The organism is Caulobacter sp. HMWF025 (assembly GCF_003060965.1).
Taxonomy (GTDB): Bacteria; Pseudomonadota; Alphaproteobacteria; order Caulobacterales; family Caulobacteraceae; genus Caulobacter.
Window position 1 is genome coordinate 1 of the sequence record NZ_QAII01000018.1, and the last position, 25,244, is coordinate 25,244.

19 protein-coding genes and 1 pseudogene are annotated in these 25,244 nt (G+C 67.1%); 16 read left to right on the plus strand and 4 right to left on the minus strand.

The annotated features are described in order from the left end of the window. From DBR10_RS02305 to DBR10_RS02315, 3 genes and pseudogenes are all read right to left on the minus strand, one after another. Positions 1 to 1,120 (minus strand): annotated as a pseudogene (locus tag DBR10_RS02305) (MDM20/NAA25 family protein); the annotation flags it as partial. Between the two features lie 53 nt (positions 1,121 to 1,173). After that, the gene (locus DBR10_RS02310) at positions 1,174 to 2,244 is read right to left on the minus strand and encodes a glycerophosphodiester phosphodiesterase (RefSeq protein ID WP_108503793.1); all 1,071 of its coding nucleotides are present in this window, start codon (positions 2,242 to 2,244) and stop codon (positions 1,174 to 1,176) included. A 49-nt stretch (positions 2,245 to 2,293) separates the two neighbouring features. Next, on the minus strand, positions 2,294 to 3,661 hold the full coding sequence (locus DBR10_RS02315; RefSeq protein WP_108503792.1) for a pectate lyase: 1,368 nt from the start codon (positions 3,659 to 3,661) through the stop codon (positions 2,294 to 2,296). A gap of 318 nt (positions 3,662 to 3,979) precedes the next feature. Here DBR10_RS02315 and rplK point away from each other — a divergent pair, with 318 nt between their 5' ends. The 16 genes from rplK to rpoC all read left to right on the plus strand — a co-directional run bounded on the left by rplK (position 3,980) and on the right by rpoC (position 24,604). Then, the gene (gene rplK / locus DBR10_RS02320; protein ID WP_007661528.1) at positions 3,980 to 4,411 is read left to right on the plus strand and encodes a 50S ribosomal protein L11; all 432 of its coding nucleotides are present in this window, start codon (positions 3,980 to 3,982) and stop codon (positions 4,409 to 4,411) included. A 4-nt stretch (positions 4,412 to 4,415) separates the two neighbouring features. Continuing rightward, the gene (gene rplA / locus DBR10_RS02325) at positions 4,416 to 5,102 is read left to right on the plus strand and encodes a 50S ribosomal protein L1 (RefSeq protein WP_108487840.1); all 687 of its coding nucleotides are present in this window, start codon (positions 4,416 to 4,418) and stop codon (positions 5,100 to 5,102) included. 121 nt (positions 5,103 to 5,223) lie between these two features. After that, positions 5,224 to 5,463, plus strand: coding sequence for a type II toxin-antitoxin system VapB family antitoxin (locus DBR10_RS02330; RefSeq protein ID WP_108487839.1), 240 nt, complete (start codon positions 5,224 to 5,226; stop codon positions 5,461 to 5,463). Continuing rightward, positions 5,463 to 5,858, plus strand: a complete 396-nt coding sequence (locus DBR10_RS02335; RefSeq protein WP_108487838.1) for a type II toxin-antitoxin system VapC family toxin — start codon at positions 5,463 to 5,465, stop codon at positions 5,856 to 5,858. The genes DBR10_RS02330 and DBR10_RS02335 overlap by 1 nt, the downstream gene beginning before the upstream one ends. After that, complete coding sequence (locus DBR10_RS02340) at positions 5,855 to 7,090, plus strand: TIGR03862 family flavoprotein (RefSeq protein WP_108556108.1); 1,236 nt, start codon at positions 5,855 to 5,857, stop codon at positions 7,088 to 7,090. The genes DBR10_RS02335 and DBR10_RS02340 overlap by 4 nt, the downstream gene beginning before the upstream one ends. Next, the gene (locus tag DBR10_RS02345) at positions 7,080 to 7,295 is read left to right on the plus strand and encodes a DUF4287 domain-containing protein (protein WP_108503791.1); all 216 of its coding nucleotides are present in this window, start codon (positions 7,080 to 7,082) and stop codon (positions 7,293 to 7,295) included. The genes DBR10_RS02340 and DBR10_RS02345 overlap by 11 nt, the downstream gene beginning before the upstream one ends. A gap of 247 nt (positions 7,296 to 7,542) precedes the next feature. Further along, on the plus strand, positions 7,543 to 9,078 hold the full coding sequence (locus DBR10_RS02350; RefSeq protein WP_108556109.1) for a class I SAM-dependent methyltransferase: 1,536 nt from the start codon (positions 7,543 to 7,545) through the stop codon (positions 9,076 to 9,078). A gap of 160 nt (positions 9,079 to 9,238) precedes the next feature. Further along, positions 9,239 to 10,009, plus strand: a complete 771-nt coding sequence (locus DBR10_RS02355; protein WP_108487555.1) for an SDR family NAD(P)-dependent oxidoreductase — start codon at positions 9,239 to 9,241, stop codon at positions 10,007 to 10,009. Between the two features lie 359 nt (positions 10,010 to 10,368). Further along, positions 10,369 to 10,887 (plus strand): 50S ribosomal protein L10, encoded by a 519-nt coding sequence (gene rplJ, locus DBR10_RS02360; RefSeq protein WP_108503790.1) that lies wholly within the window; start codon positions 10,369 to 10,371, stop codon positions 10,885 to 10,887. A gap of 45 nt (positions 10,888 to 10,932) precedes the next feature. Continuing rightward, positions 10,933 to 11,310 carry a 50S ribosomal protein L7/L12 gene (gene rplL / locus DBR10_RS02365; protein ID WP_108556110.1) on the plus strand — a complete coding sequence of 126 codons (378 nt, stop codon included), beginning with the start codon at positions 10,933 to 10,935 and terminating at the stop codon, positions 11,308 to 11,310. A 192-nt stretch (positions 11,311 to 11,502) separates the two neighbouring features. Then, entirely contained in the window at positions 11,503 to 12,315 is an 813-nt protein-coding gene (locus DBR10_RS02370; RefSeq protein WP_177486179.1) for an alpha/beta fold hydrolase, read from the plus strand. 8 nt (positions 12,316 to 12,323) lie between these two features. Beyond that, positions 12,324 to 13,967, plus strand: coding sequence for a PAS domain-containing hybrid sensor histidine kinase/response regulator (locus DBR10_RS02375; protein WP_108503789.1), 1,644 nt, complete (start codon positions 12,324 to 12,326; stop codon positions 13,965 to 13,967). 168 nt (positions 13,968 to 14,135) lie between these two features. Then, entirely contained in the window at positions 14,136 to 14,804 is a 669-nt protein-coding gene (locus tag DBR10_RS02380; protein WP_233243202.1) for a type 1 glutamine amidotransferase domain-containing protein, read from the plus strand. A gap of 56 nt (positions 14,805 to 14,860) precedes the next feature. Beyond that, positions 14,861 to 15,919, plus strand: coding sequence for a WD40/YVTN/BNR-like repeat-containing protein (locus tag DBR10_RS02385; protein ID WP_108556112.1), 1,059 nt, complete (start codon positions 14,861 to 14,863; stop codon positions 15,917 to 15,919). A gap of 322 nt (positions 15,920 to 16,241) precedes the next feature. Next, positions 16,242 to 20,312: a DNA-directed RNA polymerase subunit beta gene (gene rpoB, locus DBR10_RS02390; protein WP_108556113.1), complete on the plus strand. Its 4,071-nt coding sequence runs from the start codon at positions 16,242 to 16,244 to the stop codon at positions 20,310 to 20,312. A 101-nt stretch (positions 20,313 to 20,413) separates the two neighbouring features. After that, on the plus strand, positions 20,414 to 24,604 hold the full coding sequence (gene rpoC, locus DBR10_RS02395) for a DNA-directed RNA polymerase subunit beta' (protein ID WP_108506109.1): 4,191 nt from the start codon (positions 20,414 to 20,416) through the stop codon (positions 24,602 to 24,604). A gap of 69 nt (positions 24,605 to 24,673) precedes the next feature. On the opposite strand, the gene DBR10_RS02400 is transcribed toward rpoC, so the two are convergent. Further along, on the minus strand, positions 24,674 to 25,244 hold a 571-nt coding region (locus DBR10_RS02400; RefSeq protein WP_233243204.1), incomplete at its 5' end, for a hypothetical protein.

Consider the following 25,244-nt stretch of genomic DNA (forward strand, 5'->3'; position numbering starts at 1 on the left):
GGGCCAGCACCTCCTCGACCGGGGCATAGCGCCCCTCGACCGCATAGGCGGTGCCGGCGACCATCTGGTCCCAGCCCTGGTCGGCGGTCAGGGTTCTGGCATGGGCCAGGAACGGGCGGGCGATGGCCAGACCGCCCTCGGCGTCGCCCGACATCAGGGCCCCCGCCGCGCCGAACTGCACATTGTGAGCGTGGTAGAACAGCTTGAAGACCCCGTCCTCGCCCTCGAAACCCTGGGCCTTGGCATTGGCCGCGTCGATCCGCGCGGCGCTGGCGTTCGAGGTCAGGGCGTCCTGGTAGCGTCCCACCCAGTAATAGGTGTGCGAGGGCATGTGCACGAGGTGGCTGGCGGCCGGCGCGACGCCCTGCAGCTTGTCGGCGAACGGCTCGGCGCGGCCGGCGAAGCCGCTCATCTCGGTGGCATGGATGTAGAAATGGATGCCGCCGGCGCTGTCGGGCGACCGCTTTAGCGCTCGTTCCAGAAGGGCGACCGCCCTGGGCATCGGGCTCATGTCGCCGGTCATCGAGGCCCGGACCATGACCGCGTCGGCGGCGAGGACCGCCAGTTCGTCGTCATCGGCGTGCTCCGCCGCCAGGGCCTCCATGGCCTTGGCATAGGCCAGGTCGCCCGGGCCCGCACCGCCGCCGTTCTGATAGCGGGCGGTCATGGCGGCGATCAGGGCGCGCTCGACCGGTGGGCCGTCGGCGGCCAGCACCGTGGCCCGCACCATCAGCGCGGCCATCTTCGCCTGGGTGGCGGCATCGACCGTGTAGTTGATCGTCGCCCCGCCGGCCCAGGCCTGGCCCCACAGGCACATGGCGCAGTTCGGATCGCGACGGGCGGCCTCTTCAAAGGCGGCGACGGCGGCCTTGTGGGCGAAGGCATGGCCCAGCTGCAGGCCGTTGTCGAAATAGGCCTGGGCCTCCGGCGATGCGGTCTTGATCGTCCAGCGGGCACCGCCATAGCCCGGCAGCAGGTTCACCGCCTTCGCCGGCGCGTCCCCCGTCGGGGCACCGGCCGAGCACAGGGTCGTGGCCAGAGGCGGCAGGGGCGGGGCGTCCGCCTGGGTAAAGGCCGGCACCAGGGCCATCAGCCCGGCGGTAAAGATGATCGCGCGCAAAACCCGTTCCCCCGGAAGCCCTCAGCGACCATCGGTCGGCGAGGCGCCTGCGGTCAAGCGCGCGCGGAAACCGCCAGGGCCGGGAAGTCGCTGAACACCCCGTCGACGCCGGCGGCGTAGAGGGCCTTGAGGACCGCTTCGGCGTCGCCGTGGCGGGCCAGATAGTCGGCGGCCTGGGTATCGCCGCGGCGCAGGCTCTCGGGCAGGAAATAGTTCTCGGCCCGCACCGTCCACGGATGGACCTGCAGGCCGGCCGCATGGGCGTCGCTGACGAGACGGGTCGGGGCACCCAGGGTCTTGCCGTCGGTCGGGACCACCAGTCGCCAGTTCGGCCCCAGGCCGTCGGCATAGGCGGCCACGGCCTTGAGGCCGTCGGCGGTGACCAGGTCGGCATATTTGACGCCCGGCAGGTCGGCCGGTCCGCCTTCGGCGTCGGCCAGCAGCACCAGCCTGGCGCGGGTCTTCGAGCGCAGGGTCTTCAGCGGGCCGACCTCGAAGCACTGCACGAACACCGGCGCATCGGCCGAATTGAGGTCATTGCGCTTGAGGGCCTCCAGCATCCGGCCTTCGACCGGCAGGCCGATCGCGGCGAAATAGCCCGGGTGCTTCATTTCCGGATAGACGCCGATGGTCCGACCGGTGCGCTGGGTGGCGGCCCGGGCGATGGCGACCACCTCGTCGAAGGTCAGGATCTGGGCCTGGCCGTCAAAGGCGGCGCTGGCCGGCCGCAGTTGCGGCAGGCGTTCGCGGGCCCGCAGGGTCTTGATCTCGGCCAGGGTGAAGTCTTCGGTGAACCAGCCGGTGATGCTTTCGCCGTCGATGGTCTTGGTCGCCTTGCGGGCAGCGAATTCGGGACGGGCGGCGACGTCGGTGGTGCCGCCGATCTCGTTCTCGTGGCGGGCCACCAGATGGCCGTCCTTGGTCGGGACGAGGTCCGGCTCGATATAGTCGCAGCCCTGTTCGATGGCCCGCTCATAGGCCAGGGCCGTGTGCTCGGGCCGCTCGCCACTGCAGCCGCGATGGCCGATGACGATGGGCTTCTTGCCCTGGGCGCGGGCAAGGCCAGGCAGGAAGGTGCCGGCGAGGGCGGCGGTGGTCAGGGCGCGACGGGTCAGGAGAGTCATGTGCCCAATTTAGCGCCCGGATGTGACGGTTTGGCGAGGGGGCTTTTGCCTAACCCCGCACCTTCGCCGCGTCCGCCAGCCAGAGCTCGAGATTGGTCCAGCCCGAGCCGTCCTTCGCCAAAGCCGCGCCGTCGGGCCTGGCCGGGTTGAGGCCTTTGCTGCGCTCCCAGGCGTCGGGCATGCCGTCGCCGTCGGTGTCGGGGGCCGCCTTGCCGGAGGCGAGGGTGGGCCAGCCGCCGACCTGCTGCTCGGTGTCGATGATCCTGCCTGTGCGGGTTTTAACGCCCTCGATCACCCGCAGGTCGACGGCGTCGCGGCTGACCGAGGCCCCGGCCTCGGCCAGGATGCGCGCGGCGGCGCTGGCGGCCGGATCGGGGGTGACGGGGGCGATGTCGATCGGCGCAGCCTGCCGCCAGCCCTCGACCTGCAGGCCGTTGGTCAGGCTCCACGGATCGGCCGGGATCTCGCCGTTCAGGCTGTTGCCGGCGAAGAAGGCCCTGGCCAGGCTGTTGCTCTCGTTGAAGGCGATCAGCTTCTGGGTCTCGGGGCCGCTGACATAGGCGTTGTCGACGAAGTTGTAGGCCACCAGGGCGGCCTTGTCGGCATCATAGCCGGCATGGCTGCCGCCCCAGTTATAAAAAAGGTTGGAGCGGAACTCGATGAAGGCTCCGACCGGGTCCTTGTCCGGGCCGTCATAATTGCCGGGGCGCGGCATGCGGGCCATGTGGTTGGCCCACAGATTGTGGTGGAAGGTGATTTTCGAGCCGCGCCCGCCGCGCACCAGGCTGCCATAGCCGTGGTCGCCCTTGGCGTGGATCGACTTGGCCAGGCTTTCGCTGATGATCGACCACTGCACGGTCAGGTCATAGAAGCCGTTCTCCGGCGGGTCGAAGCGGGCCGAGGCCGACAGGGTCTCGTCCACCGACCAGCTGGCCGAGACGTGGTCGAGGATGATGCGGCGGCCCCTGGCCACCCAGATGGCGTCGCCCTCGGTCTTGCTCTCGGCCCCCAGGCGCGAGCGGATGAAGCGGATCACCACGTCGTCGGCCGAGACGATCAGGGTCTGGTCGCGCAGGGTGATGCCGCCGCCCGGCGCGGTCTGGCCGGCGATGGTGATGCGGCCCTCGGAGATCTTCAGCGGCGTCTTGAGCTGGATCGTGCCGGCCACGTCGAAGACGACGGTGCGCGGCCCTTTGGCCTCGACGGCGGCGCGCAGGCTGCCGGGACCGGCGTCGTCGAGATTGGTCACCCGCAGCACCGCCCCGCCGCGTCCGCCCAGGCTGAGGCGGCCCGCGCCCTCGGCCCCGGGGAAGGCGACCACCTCGGCGGGGGCCGCGCGGGCCTGCAGACTGGTGCAGGCCGTCAGTCCAAGAGCGATAGCGGGCGCGAGGGCGGCGAAAACGGTGCGGCGTGGCATGGGTCTTCCCCGATGGAGCGGCGGCATCTGGCGGCCAGCCTGAGCGTCTGGTCGGGAAAATGCCGCCGGCCCGGCGTTTTGTCCACCGGTGTCATCTGGCCGAAGCTTCGGCAGGGCCGGGCATCTGCGCCAGGAGCCGGCGGGTTTGCCCGGCTGGACTCGCCCGGTCCGGCCTGCTACACGCCGCGCCTCGCCCAAGGACTCGGTCCCTGGGCGTGCTCGTCGTTATGGCGGGTTCAAATCCGTGGGAGGGACGCCAAGCCCGCACCACGGCCAACCAGCGAAGATCCCCCTGCGGGATTTTCTTGAGAGGATACAATGGCTAAAAAGATCCTGGGCTATATCAAGCTCCAGGTGAAGGCCGGCTCTGCCACGCCTTCGCCCCCCATCGGCCCCGCACTGGGCCAGCGCGGCGTCAACATCATGGGCTTCTGTAAGGAGTTCAACGCGCGCACCGAGAACGTCGAAAAGGGCACCCCCCTGCCGACCGTGATCACCGTGTACCAAGACAAGTCGTTCACCTTCGTCACCAAGACGCCCCCGGCGACGCACTATCTGAAGCAGATTACCGGCCTGAAGTCCGGCGCCAAGCTGACCGGTCGCGAGACCGTCGGTGAAGTGACCCGCACCCAGCTGCGCGAGATCGCTGAAAAGAAGATGAAGGACCTGAACGCCAACGATCTCGAGGCTGCGGCCAAGATCATCGAAGGCTCCGCCAAGGCCATGGGCCTCAAGATCGTGGAGGCCTAAGACCATGGCCAAGCAACCCAAGCGCATTCAGGCGTGGACCGGCGATCGTGAAGCCACCCACACCGCTTCTGAAGCCATCGCCCTCGTGAAGGCCAACGCCAAGGCCAAGTTCGACGAGTCGATCGAGATCTGCGTCAACCTCGGCGTTGACCCGCGTCACGCCGACCAGCAGGTCCGTGGTGTCGTGAACCTGCCGTCGGGCACGGGCCGTGACGTTCGCGTCGCCGTCTTCGCCAAGGACGCCAAGGCTGCCGAAGCCCTCGCGGCCGGTGCCGAGCACGTCGGTGCCGAAGACCTGTACGAAAAGATCGCCGGCGGCTTCATGGACTTCGACCGCGTCATCGCGTCGCCGGACATGATGGCCCTGGTCGGTCGCCTCGGTAAGGTGCTGGGCCCGCGCGGCCTGATGCCGAACCCGAAGGTCGGCACCGTGACCCCGAACGTCGCCCAGGCCGTCAAGGACGCCAAGGGTGGTGCTGTCGAGTTCCGCGTCGAAAAGGCCGGCATCATTCACGCCGGCATCGGCAAGGTCTCGTTCTCGGACGAAGCCCTGCTGATCAACGTCAAGGCGATGATCGAAGCGCTGAACCGTTCGAAGCCGTCGGGCGCCAAGGGCATCTATGTGAAGCGTATCGGCCTGTCGTCGACGATGGGCCCGGGCTTCAAGGTCGACACCTCGTCGATCGCCTAAGCCTTTCGGCATTGACTATCGGAACGGGCGCTGGAGCGATCCAGCGCCCGTTTTGCGTTTGGGGCGCGCGTTGCGAGCTCGGCTAGCCGATGTTATGTTTCAGCTAGACGGAGGTTCTCCGATGGCATTCCATGTTCGAGATCCTGAGACTGACGCCCTGGTGCGAGAACTGGCTGACAAGACCAGGCTCGGCATTACCGAGGCCGTAAAACTCGCCGCAGCCGAAGCCTTGGCTTCGCGCGAACAGGCGCGTGCCGAAAAACTGGCCAAGATGCGGGCGATCTCGGCGGAGATCGCCAGTTTGCCCCGCACCGGACTTAAGGCCGACAAGGCGTTCTTCGACGAAATGTACGACGACTAATGTTTGTCGACGCTTCGGCATGGACGGCGATTCTGATGGAAGAGCCAGAGGCGGAGGCCTTCCGTGAGAAACTGGCCGATGCCATCGAAGTGACGACCTCCGCAATCGCCAATTGGGAGGCTGTCCGCGCCGTCTCTCGCCAGACGTCCTCTGACATTGCAACGGCCTCGCTCAAGCTTGGCGAGCTTCAGAGGTTGGCGGGCGCGCGCGTCCTTCCCATTGGTCAGGCAGAGCAGTCACTGGCCCTGCAAGCCCACGCCCGGTTCGGCAAGGGCGTGCATCCGGCCCGGCTCAACATGGGCGACTGCTTCGCCTATGCCTGCGCGCGGACCAACGGCGTGCCGCTGCTGTTCAAGGGCGACGATTTTTCCCTGACCGATATCGAGCCCGCGTGAGCGACGCCCTCACCCTCGACGTCGCCGTAATCGGCGGCGGGCCGGCCGGGCTGATGGCCGCAGACGTGCTGAGCGCGGCCGGGCGCTCGGTGAGCGTGTTCGAGAAGATGCCGACCTTCGGGCGCAAGTTCCTGATGGCCGGGCGCGGCGGGCTGAACCTCACCCATTCGGAAGACCTTGAGCGCTTCCTGCAGCGCTACGGTGCCGCGTCCCGGGTCCTGGCCCCGATGCTGGCGGCCTTCAGCCCCGCCGACCTGCGGGCCTGGGCCGACGGGCTGGGCGGGCAGACCTTCGTCGGGGCCAGTGGCCGGGTGTTTCCCAAGGTGATGAAGGCCTCGCCGCTGCTGCGGGCCTGGCTGGCGCGGCTGGAGGGGCAGGGGGTCTTGCTGCGCACCCGGACCGAATGGCAGGGCTGGACGGCGGACGGGGCCCTCAGCTTCGTCACGCCGGACGGCGTCGAGACCGTCCGCCCGCGCCTGACCATCCTGGCCCTCGGCGGTGCCAGCTGGGCGCGGCTCGGGTCGGACGGGGCCTGGGCCCCTCTGCTGGCCGCGCGGGGCGTCGAGGTCACGCCGTTCCAGGCCGCCAATTGCGGCTTCGATGTCGGCTGGAGCCCGCTGTTTGCCGACCGTTTCGCCGGCGAGCCGCTGAAGAATGTCGCCCTGCGGCTGGGTGAGACCACGTCGCGCGGCGATGCCATGGTCGCGCGCTACGGCCTGGAGGGCGGGGCGGTCTATGCCCTGGGCGCGGCCCCCCGGGAGGCCATCGCGGCGACCGGGCGGGCGGTGGTGCAGATCGATCTTCGGCCCGACCTGTCGCTCGAAACCCTGACGGCGCGCCTGTCCCGGCCGCGGGCGGGGCAATCCCTGGCCAATTTCCTGCGCAAGGCCGCGCACCTGTCGCCGGTCGAGGTCAATCTGCTGCGTGAGGCCCACGGCCTGGACCTGCCCGCCGACCCTGCGGCCCTGGCGGCGGCGATCAAGGCCGCGCCGGTCACCCTGACGGGCGTGCAGCCGCTGGACCGGGCCATCTCCTCGGCCGGCGGCCTGACCCTGGACTCGCTGGACGGACTGGCGCTGAAGGCCGCGCCGGATATCCTCGTGGCCGGCGAGATGCTGGACTGGGAGGCCCCCACGGGCGGCTATCTGCTGCAGGCCTGTTTCGCCACCGGGGTGGCGGCGGCCCGTCAGGCCCTGACGCGACTGGAACAGGAGGACCGGGATGCCGGATGACAAGGTGAAGGGCCCGGCGTCCTACTTCCCGTCTATTGAAAAGACCTATGGCCGCCCGATCGCCGACTGGCAGGCCGTGGTCCGCGCGGCCTATCCGGCCCGGCACATGGACCTGGTGGCCCTGCTCAAGACCGAGCACGGCCTGGGGCACGGCCATGCCAATGCGGTGGTGGCCCATACCCTGGCGCAGGACGGGCTGAAGTAGGCACAGGGACTTGCCGGGGGCGGCCGCAAAAGCCTCCTTGTGCGGCCCGACCGGCTGCTGGTTAACTGAGCCGGATCGAGCCGGCGTTGGCTCGCTTTCCTGCCGCCTCGACCACGGCACGAGCGTCATAAGAGGCCCCGGACAAGGGACTCCAGCCGATCCGCTCCCAAGGGTGGGCAGGCTGCGCGCCCCGTCCTGGTCATCAGGAACGACCCGCCCGGGTTTGCTGGAAGAATCGTGACGACCCATGAACCAAGACTGGAGCGCCGGCTATGTGGTCGAGAGCGGCTACACGTTTGGGGTCTATCCCGAGCTGAATCCCGTCCGGGCAGCCTTGCCGCTGCTGCTGAAAGGCTTGCGGGTCCCGAAAATCGAGACGGCGTGTGAGCTGGGCTTTGGTCAGGGCTGCGCGGCGGCCGTGCATGCCGCCACCCAGAGCGATATCGCGTGGTGGGGTTGCGACTTCGCGCCGGCCCATGCCGTGTTCGCGCGGGATCTGGTCACCGCGAGTGGCGCTGACGCCCGCCTGTTCGATGACTCCTTCGACGAGTTTGCGGCGCGTCCTGACCTGCCCGATTTCGACTTCGTGGCCCTGCACGGGGTGTGGAGCTGGGTCAATGACGCCGCGCGGGCGCGGATTGTCGACTTCCTCCGCCGCAAGCTGAAGCCCGGCGGGCTGGTCTACATCTCCTACAATGCGCAGCCGGGGTGGGCGGTGGCGGGCCCGTTGCGCCACCTGATGAAGCGCCATGCCGAGACCCTGGGGGCACCGGGCCTGGGCGCTGCGGCCAATCTTGATGCGGCCCTGCAGACGATGCAGCGCTTTTTTGCCCTGGATCCCGTCTTTTCGCGGATCAATTCGAATGTCGTCGACCGGCTCCAGTCCATCATGCGTCAGGACCGCCAGTACCTGGTTCATGAGTATATGAACCGTGACTGGGTGCCGATGTGGTTTGCCGAGGTCGAGGAACGGCTGTCAGCCGCCAAACTCTCGTTCGCGACATCGGCCTACATGTCCGATCACATCGACGCGCTGAACCTGTCGCCGGACATGATGGACTTCCTGAGCAGCCTGCCGGACTCCACGCTGCGCGAGACCTTCCGCGATTTCGCCGTCCAGGCCCAGTTCCGCCGCGACTACTGGCTGCGCGGCGCCAGTCAGGTCCCCGCCACCGACTGCCGCCGGGCGCTGCTGGACCAGCGCGTCGTGCTGACGGGCCCACCCGGCGCGCCCCTGGACAAGGCGCGCGGGGCTTACGCCGAGATCGCCTTGGGCGGGAGCGACCATGAGGCCGTGATGGAGGCCCTCAGCAGTGGCCAGCCCTGTTCGCTGGGCGAGCTCGAAGCCCTCCTGCCGGACGGCAAGGGGGAAAAGGCCCTGACCACCACGCTGCTTCTCCTGCTCAGCCAGGGTGCCATTGCCCCGACCCAGACCGCCGCGGCCGCAGCCCGCAGCGCCGGGACGGCAAAGGCCCTCAATCTCGAACTGGCCCGGCGGGCGGCCGAGGCCAAGGATCTCGGATTCCTGGCGTCACCGGTGACCGGCGGCGCGATCAAGGCGGCGCGTTTTGATCAGGTGTTCTGGCTGGCCCAGCAGCGCCATGGGGGCGGGCCTTCAGACTGGGCGCAGTTTGCGGTCAATAGCCTCGCCGAGCAGGGACAGGCCCTGCTCTCGGGCGGGCAGCCGCTCTCGGCCGACGCCGCCCGTCAGGCGTTGGAGGCTCAGGCCAAGGCCTTCGCGGAGACCGTTCTGCCGTCCTGGACGGGCCTTGGCATGATGTGACGGAACCCGGCTGGTTTGTGGGGCTGCAGCCCGTGGCGGGCAAGAGCTCGCGCGCCTCGGCAAACGGCCACTTCGCCGATCCGGGTCTTGATGCAACGATCCGGGGACCGATACGGTTTAGGGTGTCGACGGGTTCCCTGTCGCAGCGAGGATATGGTCCATGACACGAGCTCTTGAAGGCAAGATCGCCGTTATCACCGGCGCAGCCGGGGCGATCGGCACGGCGACCTCACGGCTGATGGCCGAGCGCGGTGCGACCATCGTCGCCGTCGACATGCCCGGAACCGACTGGTCCGGACTGAAAGCCGCCCTGCCCGGGGACACCCGGCTGGTCACGGCCGAGGCCGATGTCACCGACGAGGCGTCGGTGGCGGCCTATGTCGAGAAGGCCCGGGCCGAGTGCGGCCGGATCGATGTCTTCTTCAACAATGCCGGCATCGAAGGCCCGGTCCAGCCGATCGAATCCTATCCGCTGGACGCCTTCATGAAGGTGCTGGGCGTCAATGTGGCCGGGGTGTTCCTCGGGCTGAAACATGTCCTGCCGGTGATGTACGCCCAGGGATCGGGCAGCATCATCAACACCTCCAGCGTCGCCGGCCTGACCGGTGCGGTCGGCATGGCCGGCTACTGCACCTCCAAACACGCCGTGATCGGCGTCACCCGCGTGGCGGCGGTCGAAGCGGCCCCGAAGGGCGTGCGGGTCAATTGCGTCAATCCCGGCCCGATCGAGAGCCGGATGATGCAGTCGATCAATACTGGCCAGTCGGGCGACCCCAAGCTGGCCCATGACCTGATCAGCAACGCGGTGCCGGCCAAGCGCTATGGCACGCCCGAAGAAGTCGCGGGCCTGGTGGCCTTCCTGGCCTCGGACGACGCGACCTATTGCAACGGCGGCTTCTATACCGTCGACGGCGCGCTGACCGCCGCCTGAGCGACCCGGCCCCGGCGCGGTTTTCGGACTGCGCCGGACGGTTCGCGTCGACCCCTGTTGAACTTCCCCCCCAAACCGTCTATACGCGCCACCTTCTCCGTCGGGCTCGCCCGGCGAAGACCTGTTTGTGAACAGCGGGGCGTGGGGTCACCAACGCCGTAAATGAGGAAGAGCCCTTCCTCGCCGTCGGGAGACAGGGATGGACAAGCCCACGCTATTTCCTCCTGAAAACGGATGGGACGCGCGGCTGACTTTCCTTGGAACAGGCTGATGCAACTCGCGTGCGGGAGCGATCCCTCGCGTTTGTGGCATTTGGCTGCCGGAATGGTCCGGCCGCTGTAACTGAGTAGGAGACCGCAATGGACCGCGCTCAAAAGCAGGAGTCGATCGAGGCGCTGAAAAGCGTATTCGCCGGCGCCGGCGCTGTCGTCGTGACCCATTATTCGGGCATGACCGTTGCGGAAATGACTGAACTGCGTGCCCGCCTCCGCAAGGAAGACGGCACGTTCCAGGTGGTGAAGAACACCCTGGTCCAGAAGGCCCTCGGTGGCTCGATCGGTGAAGCGGGCGACGCCCTGTTCACCGGCCCGGTCGCCATTGCCTTCGGCAAGGACCCGGTCTCCGCCGCCAAGATCGTCACCCAGTACGCCAAGGAAAACGACAAGCTGAAGCTCGTCGGTGGCATTCTGGGCCAGACGACGGTTCTGGACGAAGCTGCGGTGCGGGCGCTCGCCACGCTGCCGTCGCTGGATCAGATCCGTGGCAAGCTTATCGGCCTCATCCAGGCTCCGGCGACCAAGATCGCTGGCGTCCTGCAGGCCCCGGCTGGCCAACTTGCTCGCGTCTTCAACGCTTATGCGACCAAAGACGCCGCCTAACGGTCATCTCCGCGTACATCCCTCATTCGTTTTAGGAAACTGAACATGTCCAAGCTCGAAAAGCTGGTTGAAGAACTGTCCACCCTGTCGGTCCTGGAAGCTGCTGAGCTCTCCAAGATGCTGGAAGAAAAGTGGGGCGTTTCGGCCGCCGCTCCGGTCGCCGCCGCCGCTGCCGTGGCCGCTGCTCCGGTTGAAGCTGCTGAAGAGCAAACCGAGTTCACCGTTGTTCTGACCGCCGGTGGCGACAAGAAGATCAACGTGATCAAGGAAGTCCGCGGCGTCCGTCCGGACCTCGGCCTGAAGGAAGCCAAGGACCTGGTCGAAGGCGCTCCGCAGAACGTCGTCGAGAACGTCTCCAAGGCCCAGGCCGAAGAGATCGCCAAGAAGCTGACCGAAGCCGGCGCGACCATCCAGATCAAGTAAGACCGCTCGCTTCGGCGAACGGACTTGCCCCGGTCTCGGCCGGGACTGGACCACAAGAGCGGGCCCGGAGGGAGACCTCCGGGCCCGTTTTTCGTTGCCGGTCCGGAGCACCGGCGAAGCCTTGACCAGACGGCAAAGCCTGACAAACTGGCGATCCGCGTTCCTTCAGCCAGATTTGACAAGGAGAATGGCGTGACCCTTGTCGAGAAGCACGCGGTTCAGATCTCGGGCCAGGGCCTGCGGCCGATGGTGTTTTCGCACGGTTTCGGCTGTGACCAGAACATGTGGCGTCTGGTTGCGCCGGCCTTCGCGGCCGAGTTCAAGACCGTCGTGTTTGACCATATCGGGGCAGGGCGTTCGGACCTGTCGGCCTATGATCGTGACAAGTATGCTTCGCTCGACGGCTATGCGGACGATGTCGTGGGCCTGTGCGAAGCGCTGGACCTGAAGGATGTGGTCTTTGTCGGCCATTCGGTCAGCGCCATGATCGGCGTGCTGGCCGCCGCGCGCCGGCCCGGCCTGTTCGGCGACATGATCATGATCTGCCCATCGCCCCGCTACATCGACGACGCGGACTATGTCGGCGGCTTTGCCCGTGCCGATATTGACGAGCTCCTGGAGTTCCTCGACGCCAACCACCTGGGCTGGTCCACGACCATGGCCCCGGTGATCATGGGCAATCCCGACCGGCCGGAACTGGCGGAAGAGCTGTCGAACAGCTTCTGCAGCACCGATCCCGACATCGCCCGGCAGTTTGCTCGCGTCACTTTCCTGTCGGACTCCCGCGCGGATCTGGCTGCAGTGGCGACGCCGACCATGATCATCGATTGCCTGGAAGACAGCATCGCCCCGCCCGTGGTGGGCCGCTATGTCCAGGCCGCCATTGCCCGCAGCGTCCTGACGACGCTGGACGCCACCGGCCATTGTCCGCACCTGAGCGCCCCCGAAGCGACGATCGCAGCCATTCGATCCTATCTGGACGATCGCGGCCCGCGCGCCGGTTAGGGAAACGCTTGCCGCACTCCCTTCCCACCGCTGCTGCCCCTACACTTGACGCGCTGTTCGACCTGGCCCCGTGCGGTCTGGCCGTGCTGGGGGCGGGCAATGTCCTGACGGCTTGCAATCGTTATTTCAGCGGACTGGTGGGGCGATCGCCCGAGTCGATGATCGGTGCGACGGGCTTTCCCGGCCTGCTCACCGTGGCCGGGCGGATCTATTTCGAGACGCATGTCGCGCCGCTGGTGAGGATGCAGGGGCGGGTGGACGAGGTTGCCTTCGACCTGGTCACGGCCAGCGGTACCCGGGTGCCGGTCCTCCTCAATGCGGAGCTGATCGGCGAACGGGACGGCGAGCAGGTCGGCATTCGGCTGGCTGTGTTCCCGGCATCGGATCGCCGCAAGTACGAGGCCGAGATCCTCAAGGCCCGGCGCGAGGCCGATGCGGCGCGCGAGGCGGCGGAGGCGTCCAGCAAGGCCAAGGACGACTTTCTGGCCAACATGTCGCACGAGATCCGCACGCCGCTCAACGCGGTGGTCGGCGTCGCCGGCGTTCTGGCGACAACGCCCCTGTCTGCCCACCAGCGTGACATGCTGGGCATGATCGAGAGCTCCGGCCGACTCCTCGAGCGGCTGGTTTCCGACGTGCTGGATCTGGCCAAGATCGAATCCGGCCTTATGACCATCGAGGTCCGACCCTTCGACCTGCAAGTCTGCATTCGGGGCATCGCCAACCTGATGGGCGTTCGCGCCTCCGAGAAGGGCGTGGCCTTCACCCTGCGACTGAGCGAGGCGGCGCAGGGCCTGTTCCTGGGCGATGGGCTGCGCCTCCAGCAGGTTCTGGCCAACCTCCTGTCCAACGCCATCAAGTTCACGTCCGAGGGCGAGGTGAGCCTGACAGTGGACGTCGAGCCGGACGCGACGTCGTCGGCATTGAGCCGCCTGCGCGTGGCGGTGCAGGATTCCGGCATCGGCTTCGATGAGAGCCTGGCCGCCAGCCTGTTCGATCGCTTCAGTCAGGCCGACAACAGCATCACCCGGCGGTTCGGCGGCACCGGCATCGGCCTGTCGATCTGCAAGCAACTGGTGGATCTGATGAGCGGCCACATCCAGGTGCGGTCGCGGCCCGGAGTGGGCAGCACCTTCAGCTTTGATATTCCGCTGGCGCGGCCGGCCGCCGACGCCAGCATCGCTTCGGCCTCCGCCGAGGCGGCGAGCGCCCCCGAGGCGGTCAGTCTGGCCGATGGGCCGGCGTTGCGGATCCTGCTGGTGGAGGACAACGACATCAACCAGGAGATCGTGGCCCTGATGCTCGCGCCACATCATGTGGAGCTCGAGATCGCGGGGAACGGCCATCTGGGCCTTGAGTGCTTCCAGCGGCAGATCTTCGACCTGGTGCTGATGGACATGCAGATGCCGGTGATGGACGGGCTCACCGCTACCCGCGCCTTCCGCGCGGTGGAAGCCGCCGATCCGGCCCGCGTCCGCACGCCGATCGCGCTGCTCAGCGCCAACGCCATGGAGCAGCACCGGCTTCAGGGCACGGAGGCGGGGGCCGATCTCCACATCTCCAAGCCGATCACGCCCGAGAGCCTGATCGCCGGCGTGCGCCAGGCCCTGCGGGCCGGCGACGCGGCCCGATTGGTCCCTCCCATCGCTTGATCTCGCGCCCCCGGGCGGCCAAGCGCAACCCGACTTCGGCCGCTAGCGGCACACGGGCCAGAGAGGGCCGCGCAACGTCTCGTGGTCTCGGGGGTTTAGGTAGCCAGGTTCGCTCCCTTATCGAGCCGCCCCCTTTTCAAAACGTATCGGGCTCCCATGCACATTCTGATGGTTCTGACCTCCCATGACCGCCTTGGCGACACCGGCAAGAAGACCGGCTTCTGGCTGGAGGAATTCGCCGCGCCCTACTATGCGCTGAAGGACGCGGGCGCGACGCTGGTCCTGGCCTCGCCGGCCGGCGGTCAGCCGCCCCTCGATCCCAAGAGTGACGCCGCCGACGCCCAGACCGACGATACCCGCCGCTTCAAGGCCGATCCGGAAGCCGAGGCCGCCCTGGACCACACGGTTCCGCTGGCCGGCGTGAAGGCCGAAGACTTTGACGGTGTCTTCTATCCGGGGGGCCACGGCCCGCTGTGGGATCTGGCGACGGACCCGCACTCGATCGCCCTGATCGAGGCTTTCGTGGCGGCGGGCAAGCCCGTGGCCGCCGTCTGCCATGCCCCCGGCGTCCTGCGTGATGTCCGGCGGCCGGACGGCCAGCCTCTCGTCGCGGGCAAGGCCGTAACCGGCTTTACCAATTCTGAGGAAGAGGCCGTCGGCCTGACCAAGGTCGTGCCGTTCCTGGTCGAGGACATGCTGCAGGCCAAGGGCGGGATCTATGCCAAGGGACCGGACTGGGGACCGTTCGTCCAGACCGACGGCCAGCTGGTCACCGGCCAGAACCCGGCCTCGTCGCGACCGGCGGCTGAAGCCCTTCTGGGGCTGCTGAAGGCCTAGGCTGCAGCGCGGCGGGCCGGATTGGGTCTAGGATCAGGGGGCGAAGGAGCCGAGCCATGATTCTGCCCGACCTGACCCGCCGTACCGCCCTGACGGGATCGGCGGCCGCTCTCGTAGTGCCGGCCCTGTCCGGCCCGTCTGTGGCCGGGGTGCGGAGCGCCGGCCATGTCGAGATGCTCGAGCCCGGTGCCGTCAGCCAGCTGCGCGGCCTCTCGATCATCCGGCACGGCTACTGGGCCAGCGGGTCGAACGGCGTGCTCTATCAGGGTGGCCGGGGACGCAGCCTGGCAGTTGTCCGGCCGGGCGGGGCCGAGAGCCTGGACTTTCGGGGCCTGCACGCCTTTGACGCCGACCATGTCCTGGCGATGAGCGCCGGTCCCGGCACCGCCTCGCAGCTGTGGCGGACCCGCGACGGCGGGCGGACCTGGGCGGCCGAGGTGACCAACAGCGATCCGGACGGGTTCTGGGACGCCCTGGTCTTCGCGCGCGACGGCCGCACCGGCTACATCCTCGGCGATCCGACCGGCGAGGGCTTTACCCTGCTGATCACCCGCGACGGCGGGGCCAGCTGGAGCCGTGCGCCGCAGGGCCTGATCCCGGCCCCGGCGGCCGGGGAGGCGGCCTTTGCAGCCAGCAACGGCTGTCTGGCCCTGGGGCCCAAGGGGCAGCTGGCCTTCTGCACCGGCGGGGCCGGCCGGGCCCGGGTGTTTCTGTCGCGCGACGGCCGCCTGCAGCGGTTCCAGATCTTCGAGACCCCGATTCCCGCCGAAAGCCCGAGCCAGGGGGCCTTCGCCCTAACCTTCGGTCCGCACGGCGAGCTCTGGGTTTGCGGCGGCGACTTCAAGGCCCCGACGGCGAAGGGCGTCAATCTGGCCTGGCTGGCCCCCGGCGGCGAGGCCTTCCAGGCCGTCGACGCCCCGCCCGGCTATCTGTCCTCGATCGCCACGACCGGGGCGACGGTGCTGGCCACGGGCCTGTCCGGCGCCCTGGCCAGCCGTGACGGCGGCCATTTCGAGCGCCTCACGGCCCAGCCCTACAATGTCGCGCGTCTGATCGACCGCAAGACCGGGGTGCTGGGCGGTCCCGGCGGGACGGTGGGGCTCTGGCGGGCCTGAGCCGGTGGCCTGAGCGGGCTCGACCGGGCGTAGACAAAATCTCAACATTCCCTCTTCCCATCGCTCCGGGCTTGGCCTATATCCGCCGGCTCACGAAGACATTCGGCGGAGCGCGCACGCGCGTGTCCGCATGTTACGCCCCGAGGCGCGGTCAGCCGCCCTCCGACCAGCGCGAAGGGGCGCCCGCCAGGTTCACCGGTCCCGGTCGCCTGACAGGGGAATTCCAGCGTCCGGCGCTCCCGTTTCAGGCGGGGGCGGCGAGGGTGGACGCAGGATCAAACGAATTCACGCGCGGACTCCGTCCGCGCCGCAGGGAAAAAACATGGCGCAATCCTTCACCGGCAAGAAGCGAATCCGGAAGTCTTTCGGTCGCATCCCCGAAGCTGTGCAGATGCCGAACCTGATCGAGGTTCAGCGCTCTTCCTACGAGCAGTTCCTTCAGCGCGAGGTCCGTCCGGGCCAGCGCCGCGACGAAGGGATCGAGGCTGTTTTCAAGTCGGTCTTCCCGATCAAGGATTTCAACGAGCGCGCGGTGCTCGAATACGTCTCGTACGAATTCGAAGAGCCCAAGTACGACGTTGAAGAGTGCATCCAGCGCGACATGACCTTCGCGGCGCCGCTGAAGGTCAAGCTGCGCCTGATCGTGTTCGAAACCGAAGAAGAAACCGGCGCCCGCTCCGTCAAGGACATCAAGGAGCAGGACGTCTACATGGGCGATATCCCGCTCATGACCGACAAGGGTACGTTCATCGTCAACGGCACCGAGCGGGTCATCGTCTCGCAGATGCACCGTTCGCCGGGCGTGTTCTTCGACCACGACAAGGGCAAGACCCACGCCTCGGGCAAGCTGCTGTTCGCTGCCCGCGTGATCCCGTACCGCGGCTCGTGGCTGGACTTCGAGTTCGATGCCAAGGACGTGGTCTATGTCCGCATCGACCGTCGCCGCAAGCTGCCCGCCACCACCTTCCTCTATGCCCTGGGCATGGACGGCGAAGAAATCCTGACGACCTTCTACGACGTCGTCCCGTTCGAAAAGCGCGAAGGCGGCTGGGCCACCCCCTACAAGCCCGAGCGCTGGCGCGGCGTGAAGCCGGAGTTCGCCCTGGTCGACGCCGACACGGGTGAAGAAGTGGCTCCGGCCGGCACCAAGATCACCGCCCGCCAGGCCAAGAAGCTGGCCGACGGCGGTCTGAAGACCCTGCTGCTGGCCCCCGAAGCCCTGACCGGCCGTTATCTGGCCCGCGATGCGGTGAACTTCGAGAACGGCGAAATCTACGCCGAAGCCGGCGACGAGCTGGACGTGACCTCGATCCAGGCCCTGGCCGATCAGGGCTTCAGCACCATCGACGTGCTGGACATCGACCACGTCACGGTCGGCGCCTACATGCGCAACACCCTGCGCGTCGACAAGAATGCCGTCCGCGAGGACGCCCTGTTCGACATCTACCGCGTCATGCGTCCGGGCGAGCCGCCGACCGTTGAAGCCGCTGAAGCGATGTTCAAGTCGCTGTTCTTCGACGCCGAGCGCTACGACCTGTCGGCCGTGGGCCGCGTGAAGATGAACATGCGCCTGGAGCTGGACGCTTCGGACGAGATGCGCGTGCTCCGCAAGGAAGACGTGCTGGCCGTCCTGAAGCTGCTGGTCGGCCTGCGCGACGGTCGCGGCGAAATCGACGACATCGACAATCTCGGCAACCGCCGGGTGCGTTCGGTCGGCGAACTTCTGGAAAACCAGTACCGCGTCGGTCTGCTGCGCATGGAGCGCGCCATCAAGGAACGCATGTCGTCCGTCGACATCGACACCGTGATGCCGCACGACCTGATCAACGCCAAGCCGGCCGCCGCCTCGGTCCGCGAATTCTTCGGCTCCTCGCAGCTGTCGCAGTTCATGGACCAGACGAACCCGCTGTCGGAAATCACCCACAAGCGCCGCCTCTCGGCGCTCGGCCCGGGCGGTCTGACCCGCGAGCGCGCCGGCTTCGAAGTCCGCGACGTTCACCCGACCCACTACGGCCGCATCTGCCCGATTGAAACGCCGGAAGGCCCGAACATCGGTCTGATCAACTCGCTGGCCACCCATGCCCGCGTCAACAAGTACGGCTTCATCGAGAGCCCTTACCGTCGCGTCGCCGACGGCAAGCCGCTCGACGAGGTCGTCTACATGTCGGCCATGGAAGAGTCGAAGCACGTCATCGCCCAGTCCAACATCAAGGTGTTGAACGGCGAGATCGTCGACGACCTGGTCCCCGGCCGGATCAACGGTGAACCCACGCTCCTGCAAAAGGAGATGGTCGACCTGATGGACGTGTCGCCGCGTCAGGTGGTTTCGGTGGCCGCGGCCCTGATCCCCTTCCTGGAAAACGACGACGCCAACCGCGCCCTCATGGGCTCGAACATGCAACGTCAGGCCGTGCCGCTGGTGCAGTCCGACGCGCCGCTGGTCGGCACGGGCATGGAAGCCGTGGTCGCCCGTGACTCCGGCGCCGTGGTCGTGGCCAAGCGCACCGGCGTCGTCGAGCAGATCGACGGTACCCGTATCGTCGTCCGCGCCACGGAAGAGACCGACGCCGCCCGTTCGGGCGTCGACATCTACCGTCTCAGCAAGTTCCAGCGCTCGAACCAGTCGACCTGCATCAACCAGCGCCCGCTGGTGAAGGTGGGCGACAAGATCGTCGCCGGCGACATCATCGCCGACGGCCCCTCGACCGAGCTGGGCGAACTGGCCCTGGGCCGCAACGCGCTCGTCGCGTTCATGCCCTGGAACGGCTACAACTTCGAAGACTCGATCCTGATCTCCGAGCGCATCGTCCGTGACGACGTCTTCACCTCGATCCACATCGAGGAATTCGAAGTCATGGCCCGCGACACCAAGCTCGGCCCCGAAGAAATCACCCGCGACATCCCGAACGTCGGCGAGGAAGCCCTGCGCAACCTCGACGAAGCCGGCATCGTGGCCATCGGCGCCGAAGTCCAGCCGGGCGACATCCTGGTCGGCAAGGTGACGCCGAAGGGCGAAAGCCCGATGACGCCGGAAGAAAAGCTCCTGCGCGCCATCTTCGGTGAAAAGGCCTCGGACGTCCGCGATACCAGCCTGCGCCTGCCCCCGGGCGTCGCCGGCACCATCGTCGACGTGCGCGTGTTCAACCGTCACGGCGTCGACAAGGACGAACGCGCCCTGGCCATCGAGCGTTCGGAAATCGACCGTCTGGGCAAGGACCGCGACGACGAATTCGCGATCCTGAACCGCAACATCTCGGGTCGTCTGCGCGAACTGCTGATCGGCAACGTGGCGCTGTCGGGTCCCAAGGGCCTGTCGCGCGGCGAGATCACCGCTGAAGGCCTGGCTGAGGTTCAGCCCGGCATGTGGTGGCAGATCGCCCTCGAAGACGAGAAGGCGATGGGCGAGCTGGAAAGCCTGCGCCGTCTGTTCGACGAGAACCGCAAGCGTCTGGACCGTCGCTTCGAGGACAAGGTCGACAAGCTGCAGCGCGGCGACGAACTGCCCCCGGGCGTGATGAAGATGGTCAAGGTCTTCGTGGCCGTGAAGCGCAAGCTTCAGCCCGGCGACAAGATGGCCGGCCGTCACGGCAACAAGGGCGTCATCTCGCGCATCCTGCCGATCGAGGACATGCCGTTCCTCGCCGACGGGACGCACGTCGACGTCGTTCTGAACCCGCTGGGCGTGCCTTCGCGCATGAACGTCGGCCAGATCTTCGAAACCCACCTGGGCTGGGCCTGCGCCGGTCTCGGCAAGCAGATCACCGCCCTGATGGAAGACTGGCAGGCCGGTGGTCAGAAGGAAGCGCTCGTCGAGCGTCTGACCGAGATCTACGGCCCGGACGAAGAACTGCCGGACACCGAAGAAGGCCTGCTGGAACTGGCCCGCAACCTCGGCAAGGGCGTTCCGATCGCCACGCCGGTGTTCGACGGTGCCCGCATCGGCGACATCGAGGACCACCTGCGCATGGCCGGTCTCAACCCTTCAGGCCAGTCGATCCTGTTCGACGGCCAGACGGGCGACCAGTTCAAGCGTCCGGTCACGGTCGGCTACATCTACATGCTGAAGCTGCACCACCTGGTCGACGACAAGATCCACGCCCGTTCGATCGGTCCGTACTCCCTCGTCACGCAACAGCCGCTGGGTGGTAAGGCCCAGTTCGGCGGTCAGCGCTTCGGGGAAATGGAAGTGTGGGCTCTGGAAGCCTACGGCGCGGCCTACACCCTGCAGGAAATGCTGACGGTGAAGTCCGACGACGTGGCCGGCCGCACCAAGGTCTACGAGTCGATCGTCCGTGGCGACGACACGTTCGAAGCCGGTATCCCCGAAAGCTTCAACGTGCTGGTCAAGGAAATGCGCTCGCTCGGCCTGAACGTCGAGCTGGAGAACAGCTGATCCGAACCTCTCCCTCCTCCGCGTAATCGCGGGGGAGGGGTCTTCGATCGCCGCTCTCTGTCTCAAGAATTTTCGCGGGTAGTCCCGCAGAAGGAACCAAGATGAACCAGGAAGTCCTGAACATCTTCAATCCGGTCCAGGCCGCTCCGACCTTCGACCAGATCCGTATTTCGCTCGCCTCGCCGGAAAAGATCCGCTCGTGGTCGTTCGGCGAGATCAAGAAGCCCGAGACCATCAACTACCGCACGTTCAAGCCCGAGCGTGACGGCCTGTTCTGCGCCCGTATCTTTGGCCCGACCAAGGATTACGAATGCCTGTGCGGCAAGTACAAGCGCATGAAGTACAAGGGCATCATCTGCGAAAAGTGCGGTGTTGAAGTCACCCTGGCCCGCGTCCGTCGCGAGCGCATGGGCCACATCGAACTGGCCTCGCCGGTCGCCCACATCTGGTTCCTGAAGTCGCTGCCCTCGCGCATCGCCATGATGCTCGACATGCCGCTGAAGGACATCGAGCGCGTCCTGTACTTCGAATACTACATCGTCACCGAGCCGGGCCTGACCCCGCTTAAGCAGCACCAGCTGCTGTCGGAAGACGACTACATGCGCGCCCAGGAAGAGTACGGCGACGACAGCTTCACCGCCGAAATCGGTGCTGAAGCCGTCCAGAACCTGCTCAAGGCGATCGACCTCGACAAGGAAGCCGACCGCCTGCGCGAAGAGCTGGCCGGCACCGTGTCGGACATGAAGCAGAAGAAGTTCTCCAAGCGCCTCAAGATCCTTGAAGCGTTCTCGGAGTCCGGCAACCGTCCCGAGTGGATGGTCCTGACGGTGGTTCCGGTCATCCCGCCGGAACTGCGTCCGCTGGTGCCGCTGGACGGCGGCCGCTTCGCCACCTCCGACCTGAACGACCTCTATCGCCGGGTCATCAACCGGAACAACCGCCTGAAGCGCCTGATCGAGCTGCGCGCGCCCGACATCATCATCCGCAACGAAAAGCGGATGCTGCAGGAGTCGGTCGACGCCCTGTTCGACAACGGCCGTCGTGGTCGCGTCATCACCGGCGCCAACAAGCGTCCGCTGAAGTCGCTGGCCGACATGCTGAAGGGCAAGCAGGGTCGCTTCCGTCAGAACCTGCTCGGCAAGCGCGTCGACTATTCGGGCCGTTCGGTCATCGTCGTGGGTCCGGACCTGAAGCTGCACGAGTGCGGCCTGCCCAAGAAGATGGCGCTCGAGCTGTTCAAGCCGTTCATCTATGCGCGCCTCGACGCCAAGGGCCTGTCGGGCACCGTCAAGCAGTCCAAGCGCATGGTCGAGCGCGAACAGCCCCAGGTGTGGGACATCCTCGAAGAGGTGATCCGCGAACACCCGGTCATGCTGAACCGCGCGCCGACCCTGCACCGTCTGGGCATCCAGGCGTTCGAGCCGAAGCTGATCGAGGGCAAGGCCATCCAGCTGCACCCGCTGGTCTGCGCCGCCTTCAACGCCGACTTCGACGGCGACCAGATGGCCGTTCACGTCCCGCTGAGCCTCGAGGCCCAGCTGGAAGCGCGCGTCCTGATGATGTCGACCAACAACATCCTGTCGCCCGCCAACGGTCGCCCGATCATCGTGCCGTCGCAGGACATCGTCCTGGGCCTGTACTATCTGTCGGTTGCGCGTGACGGTGAGCCGGGTGAAGGCAAGATCTTCAGCGACATCGCCGAGATCGAAGCCGCCATGGACGCCGGCGTCGTCTCGCTACACGCCAAGATCAAGTCGCGCTTCACGGAAATGGACGCCGACGGCGTCGTCCGCCGTCGCGTGATCGACACCACGCCGGGCCGGATGAAGATCGCCGCCCTGCTGCCGCAGCACACCGCGATCGGTCACCGACTGATCGAGAAGGCGCTGACCAAGAAGGAGATCGGCAATCTGATCGACGTGGTCTATCGCCACTGCGGTCAGAAGGCGACGGTGATCTTCGCCGACCAGATCATGGGTCTGGGCTTCAAGGAAGCGGCCAAGGCCGGCATTTCCTTCGGCAAGGATGACATCATCATCCCGAAGCGGAAGGAGGCGATCGTCGCCGAAACCCGCACCCTGGCTGAAGAGTACGAGCAGCAATATGCTGACGGCCTGATCACCAAGGGCGAGAAGTACAACAAGGTTGTTGACGCCTGGGCCAAGGCTACCGACCGCGTCGCCGACGAGATGATGGCCGAGCTTCAGATGAAGCATCTGGACGAGAACGGCCGCGAGAAAGAGATCAACGCCATCTACATGATGGCCCACTCCGGCGCTCGTGGTTCGCAAGCCCAGATGAAGCAGCTGGGCGGCATGCGCGGTCTGATGGCCAAGCCTTCGGGCGAGATCATCGAGACCCCGATCGTCTCGAACTTCAAGGAAGGCCTGACCGTTCAGGAGTACTTCAACTCGACCCACGGTGCTCGTAAGGGCCTCGCGGACACCGCGCTGAAGACCGCCAACTCGGGCTATCTGACCCGTCGTCTGGTCGACGTCGCGCAGGACTGCATCATCGTCGAGGAAGACTGCGGCACCACCCGGGGCATCACCCTGCGGGCCGTGGTCGAGGGCGGTGACGTCCTCGTCTCGCTGGGCACCCGCGTCCTGGGCCGCTTCACGGCCGAGGACGTCAAGGATCCTGCGACCGGTGAACTGGTCGTTCCGGCTGACACCTACCTGACGGAAAACATGGCTGACGCCATCGAAGCCGCTGCGGTCCAGTCGGTGAAGGTGCGTTCGGTCCTGACCTGCGAAGCCAAGGTCGGCGTCTGCGGCGCCTGCTACGGCCGCGACCTGGCCCGTGGTACCCCGGTCAACATCGGTGAAGCGGTCGGCGTCATCGCCGCCCAGTCCATCGGCGAGCCCGGCACCCAGCTGACGATGCGGACCTTCCACATCGGCGGTACCGCCCAGGTGGCCGAGCAGTCGTTCTTCGAAAGCAGCAACGATGGTACGGTCCGCGTGACCGGTGCCACCGTGACCGGCGCAGACGGCTTCCTGGTCGTCATGAGCCGCAACACGGCCGTCAGCGTCCTCGTCGACGGCAAGGAGCGCGAGAACTACAAGCCGCCGTACGGCGCGCGCCTGAAGATCAAGGACGGCGAGAAGGTCAAGCGCGGTCAGCGTCTGGCCGATTGGGACCCCTACACCACCCCGATCATCACCGAAGTCGCGGGCCGCATCCGGGCCGAAGACCTGGTGGACGGCTTCTCCGTCCGCGAGGAAACCGACGAAGCCACCGGTATCGCGCAGCGCGTGATCGCCGACTGGCGGACCTCGGCCCGCGCCTCGGACCTGCGTCCGGCCATGGGCGTGCTGGGTGAGGACGGTTCCTATGTCCGCCTGGCCAATGGCGGCGAGGCTCGTTACCTGATGTCGGTCGGGGCCATTCTCTCGGTGGCTGACGGCGACATGGTCAAGCCGGGCGAGGTCATCGCGCGGATCCCGACCGAAGGCGCCAAGACCCGCGACATCACCGGCGGTCTGCCGCGTGTTGCCGAACTCTTCGAAGCCCGCCGTCCGAAGGACTGCGCGGTGATCGCGGAAATGGACGGTCGTGTCGAATTCGGTAAGGATTACAAGAACAAGCGCCGTATCAAGATCACCCCGGAAGTCGACGCTGACGGCAACCAGGGCGAACCGGTCGAGTTCCTGATCCCCAAGGGCAAGCACATCGCGGTGCACGATGGCGACTTCATCGCGCGCGGCGAGTACATCATCGACGGCAACCCGGATCCGCACGACATCCTGCGCATCCTGGGCGTCGAGGCCCTGGCCAACTTCCTCGTGGACGAAATCCAGGAGGTCTATCGACTGCAGGGCGTGCCGATCAACGACAAGCACATCGAGACGATCGTTCGTCAGATGCTGCAAAAGGTCGAGATCCTCGAGCCGGGCGACACGGGTCTGATCAAGGGCGATCACCTCGACAAGCCCGAGTTCTACATCGAGCAGGACCGCGCCATCTCGCGCGGTGGCCGTCCGGCCACCACCCAGCCGGTGCTGCTCGGCATCACCAAGGCCTCGCTGCAGACCAAGAGCTTCATCTCGGCCGCGTCGTTCCAGGAAACGACCCGCGTGCTGACCGAAGCCTCGGTTCACGGCAAGACCGACACCCTGGAAGGCCTGAAGGAAAACGTCATCGTGGGTCGCCTGATCCCCGCCGGCACGGGTTCCTATCTGCGCAGCCTGCAGCGCGTCGCCGCCAAGCGCGACGAGCAGCTGGCCCAGCAGCGCGAAGAGGCTATGGAGCCGCTTCCCGAGGCGATCGCCCTGGCCGACGCCGAATAGGCTCTGCTTCAAGGCTGACAAGACGGAAGGGCCCGGGAGCAATCCCGGGCCCTTTTTCTGTCTCTGGGCCTAATGGCCCCGCTTGATCCCGAGGCTTTCGTCGGACTTGACCCGGCCGAGCCCGTCCATGTTTCCCATGACGAAGGGGATCTCCTTGGCCTGACCGGGGCCGTCGCGGCTGCGGTGATCCACCCCGGGGCCCATGGGGGCCTCGCGATAGCGACGGGCGGCGGCCTGGGCGGCGGCGACCTGGTCAAAGGCCGCCCGCTTGGCCGGGTCCATCGGGGCCTCGACATAGAGCGGAGCCCGGCGTGCGGTTTCCCCCCAGCGCTCGTCGCACCGCTCCTGCTCGCGCCGGTTCAGGCCGACGGCCCGGGCATTGGCGCAGCCGACACCGCTGGACCTCAGGGCCGTGCGGAGATCGCCGCCCGGACCTTCGGGCAGGGGGGCAGGATGGCTTCCCGTGCCAATGGCCGGGCGGGTCGGCAGGGTGGCGACGCCGGGGGGGACCGGCAGGGCCGGCAAGCGGGGCCTGGGTCGCGCGGGCACGGGCAGGGCCTCCGGACCGGAAACACTCACCGACGGCGACACCCGACGGGCAAGCGGTTTCGGCGGCCGCTCCAGGGTCACGGTCAGGGCG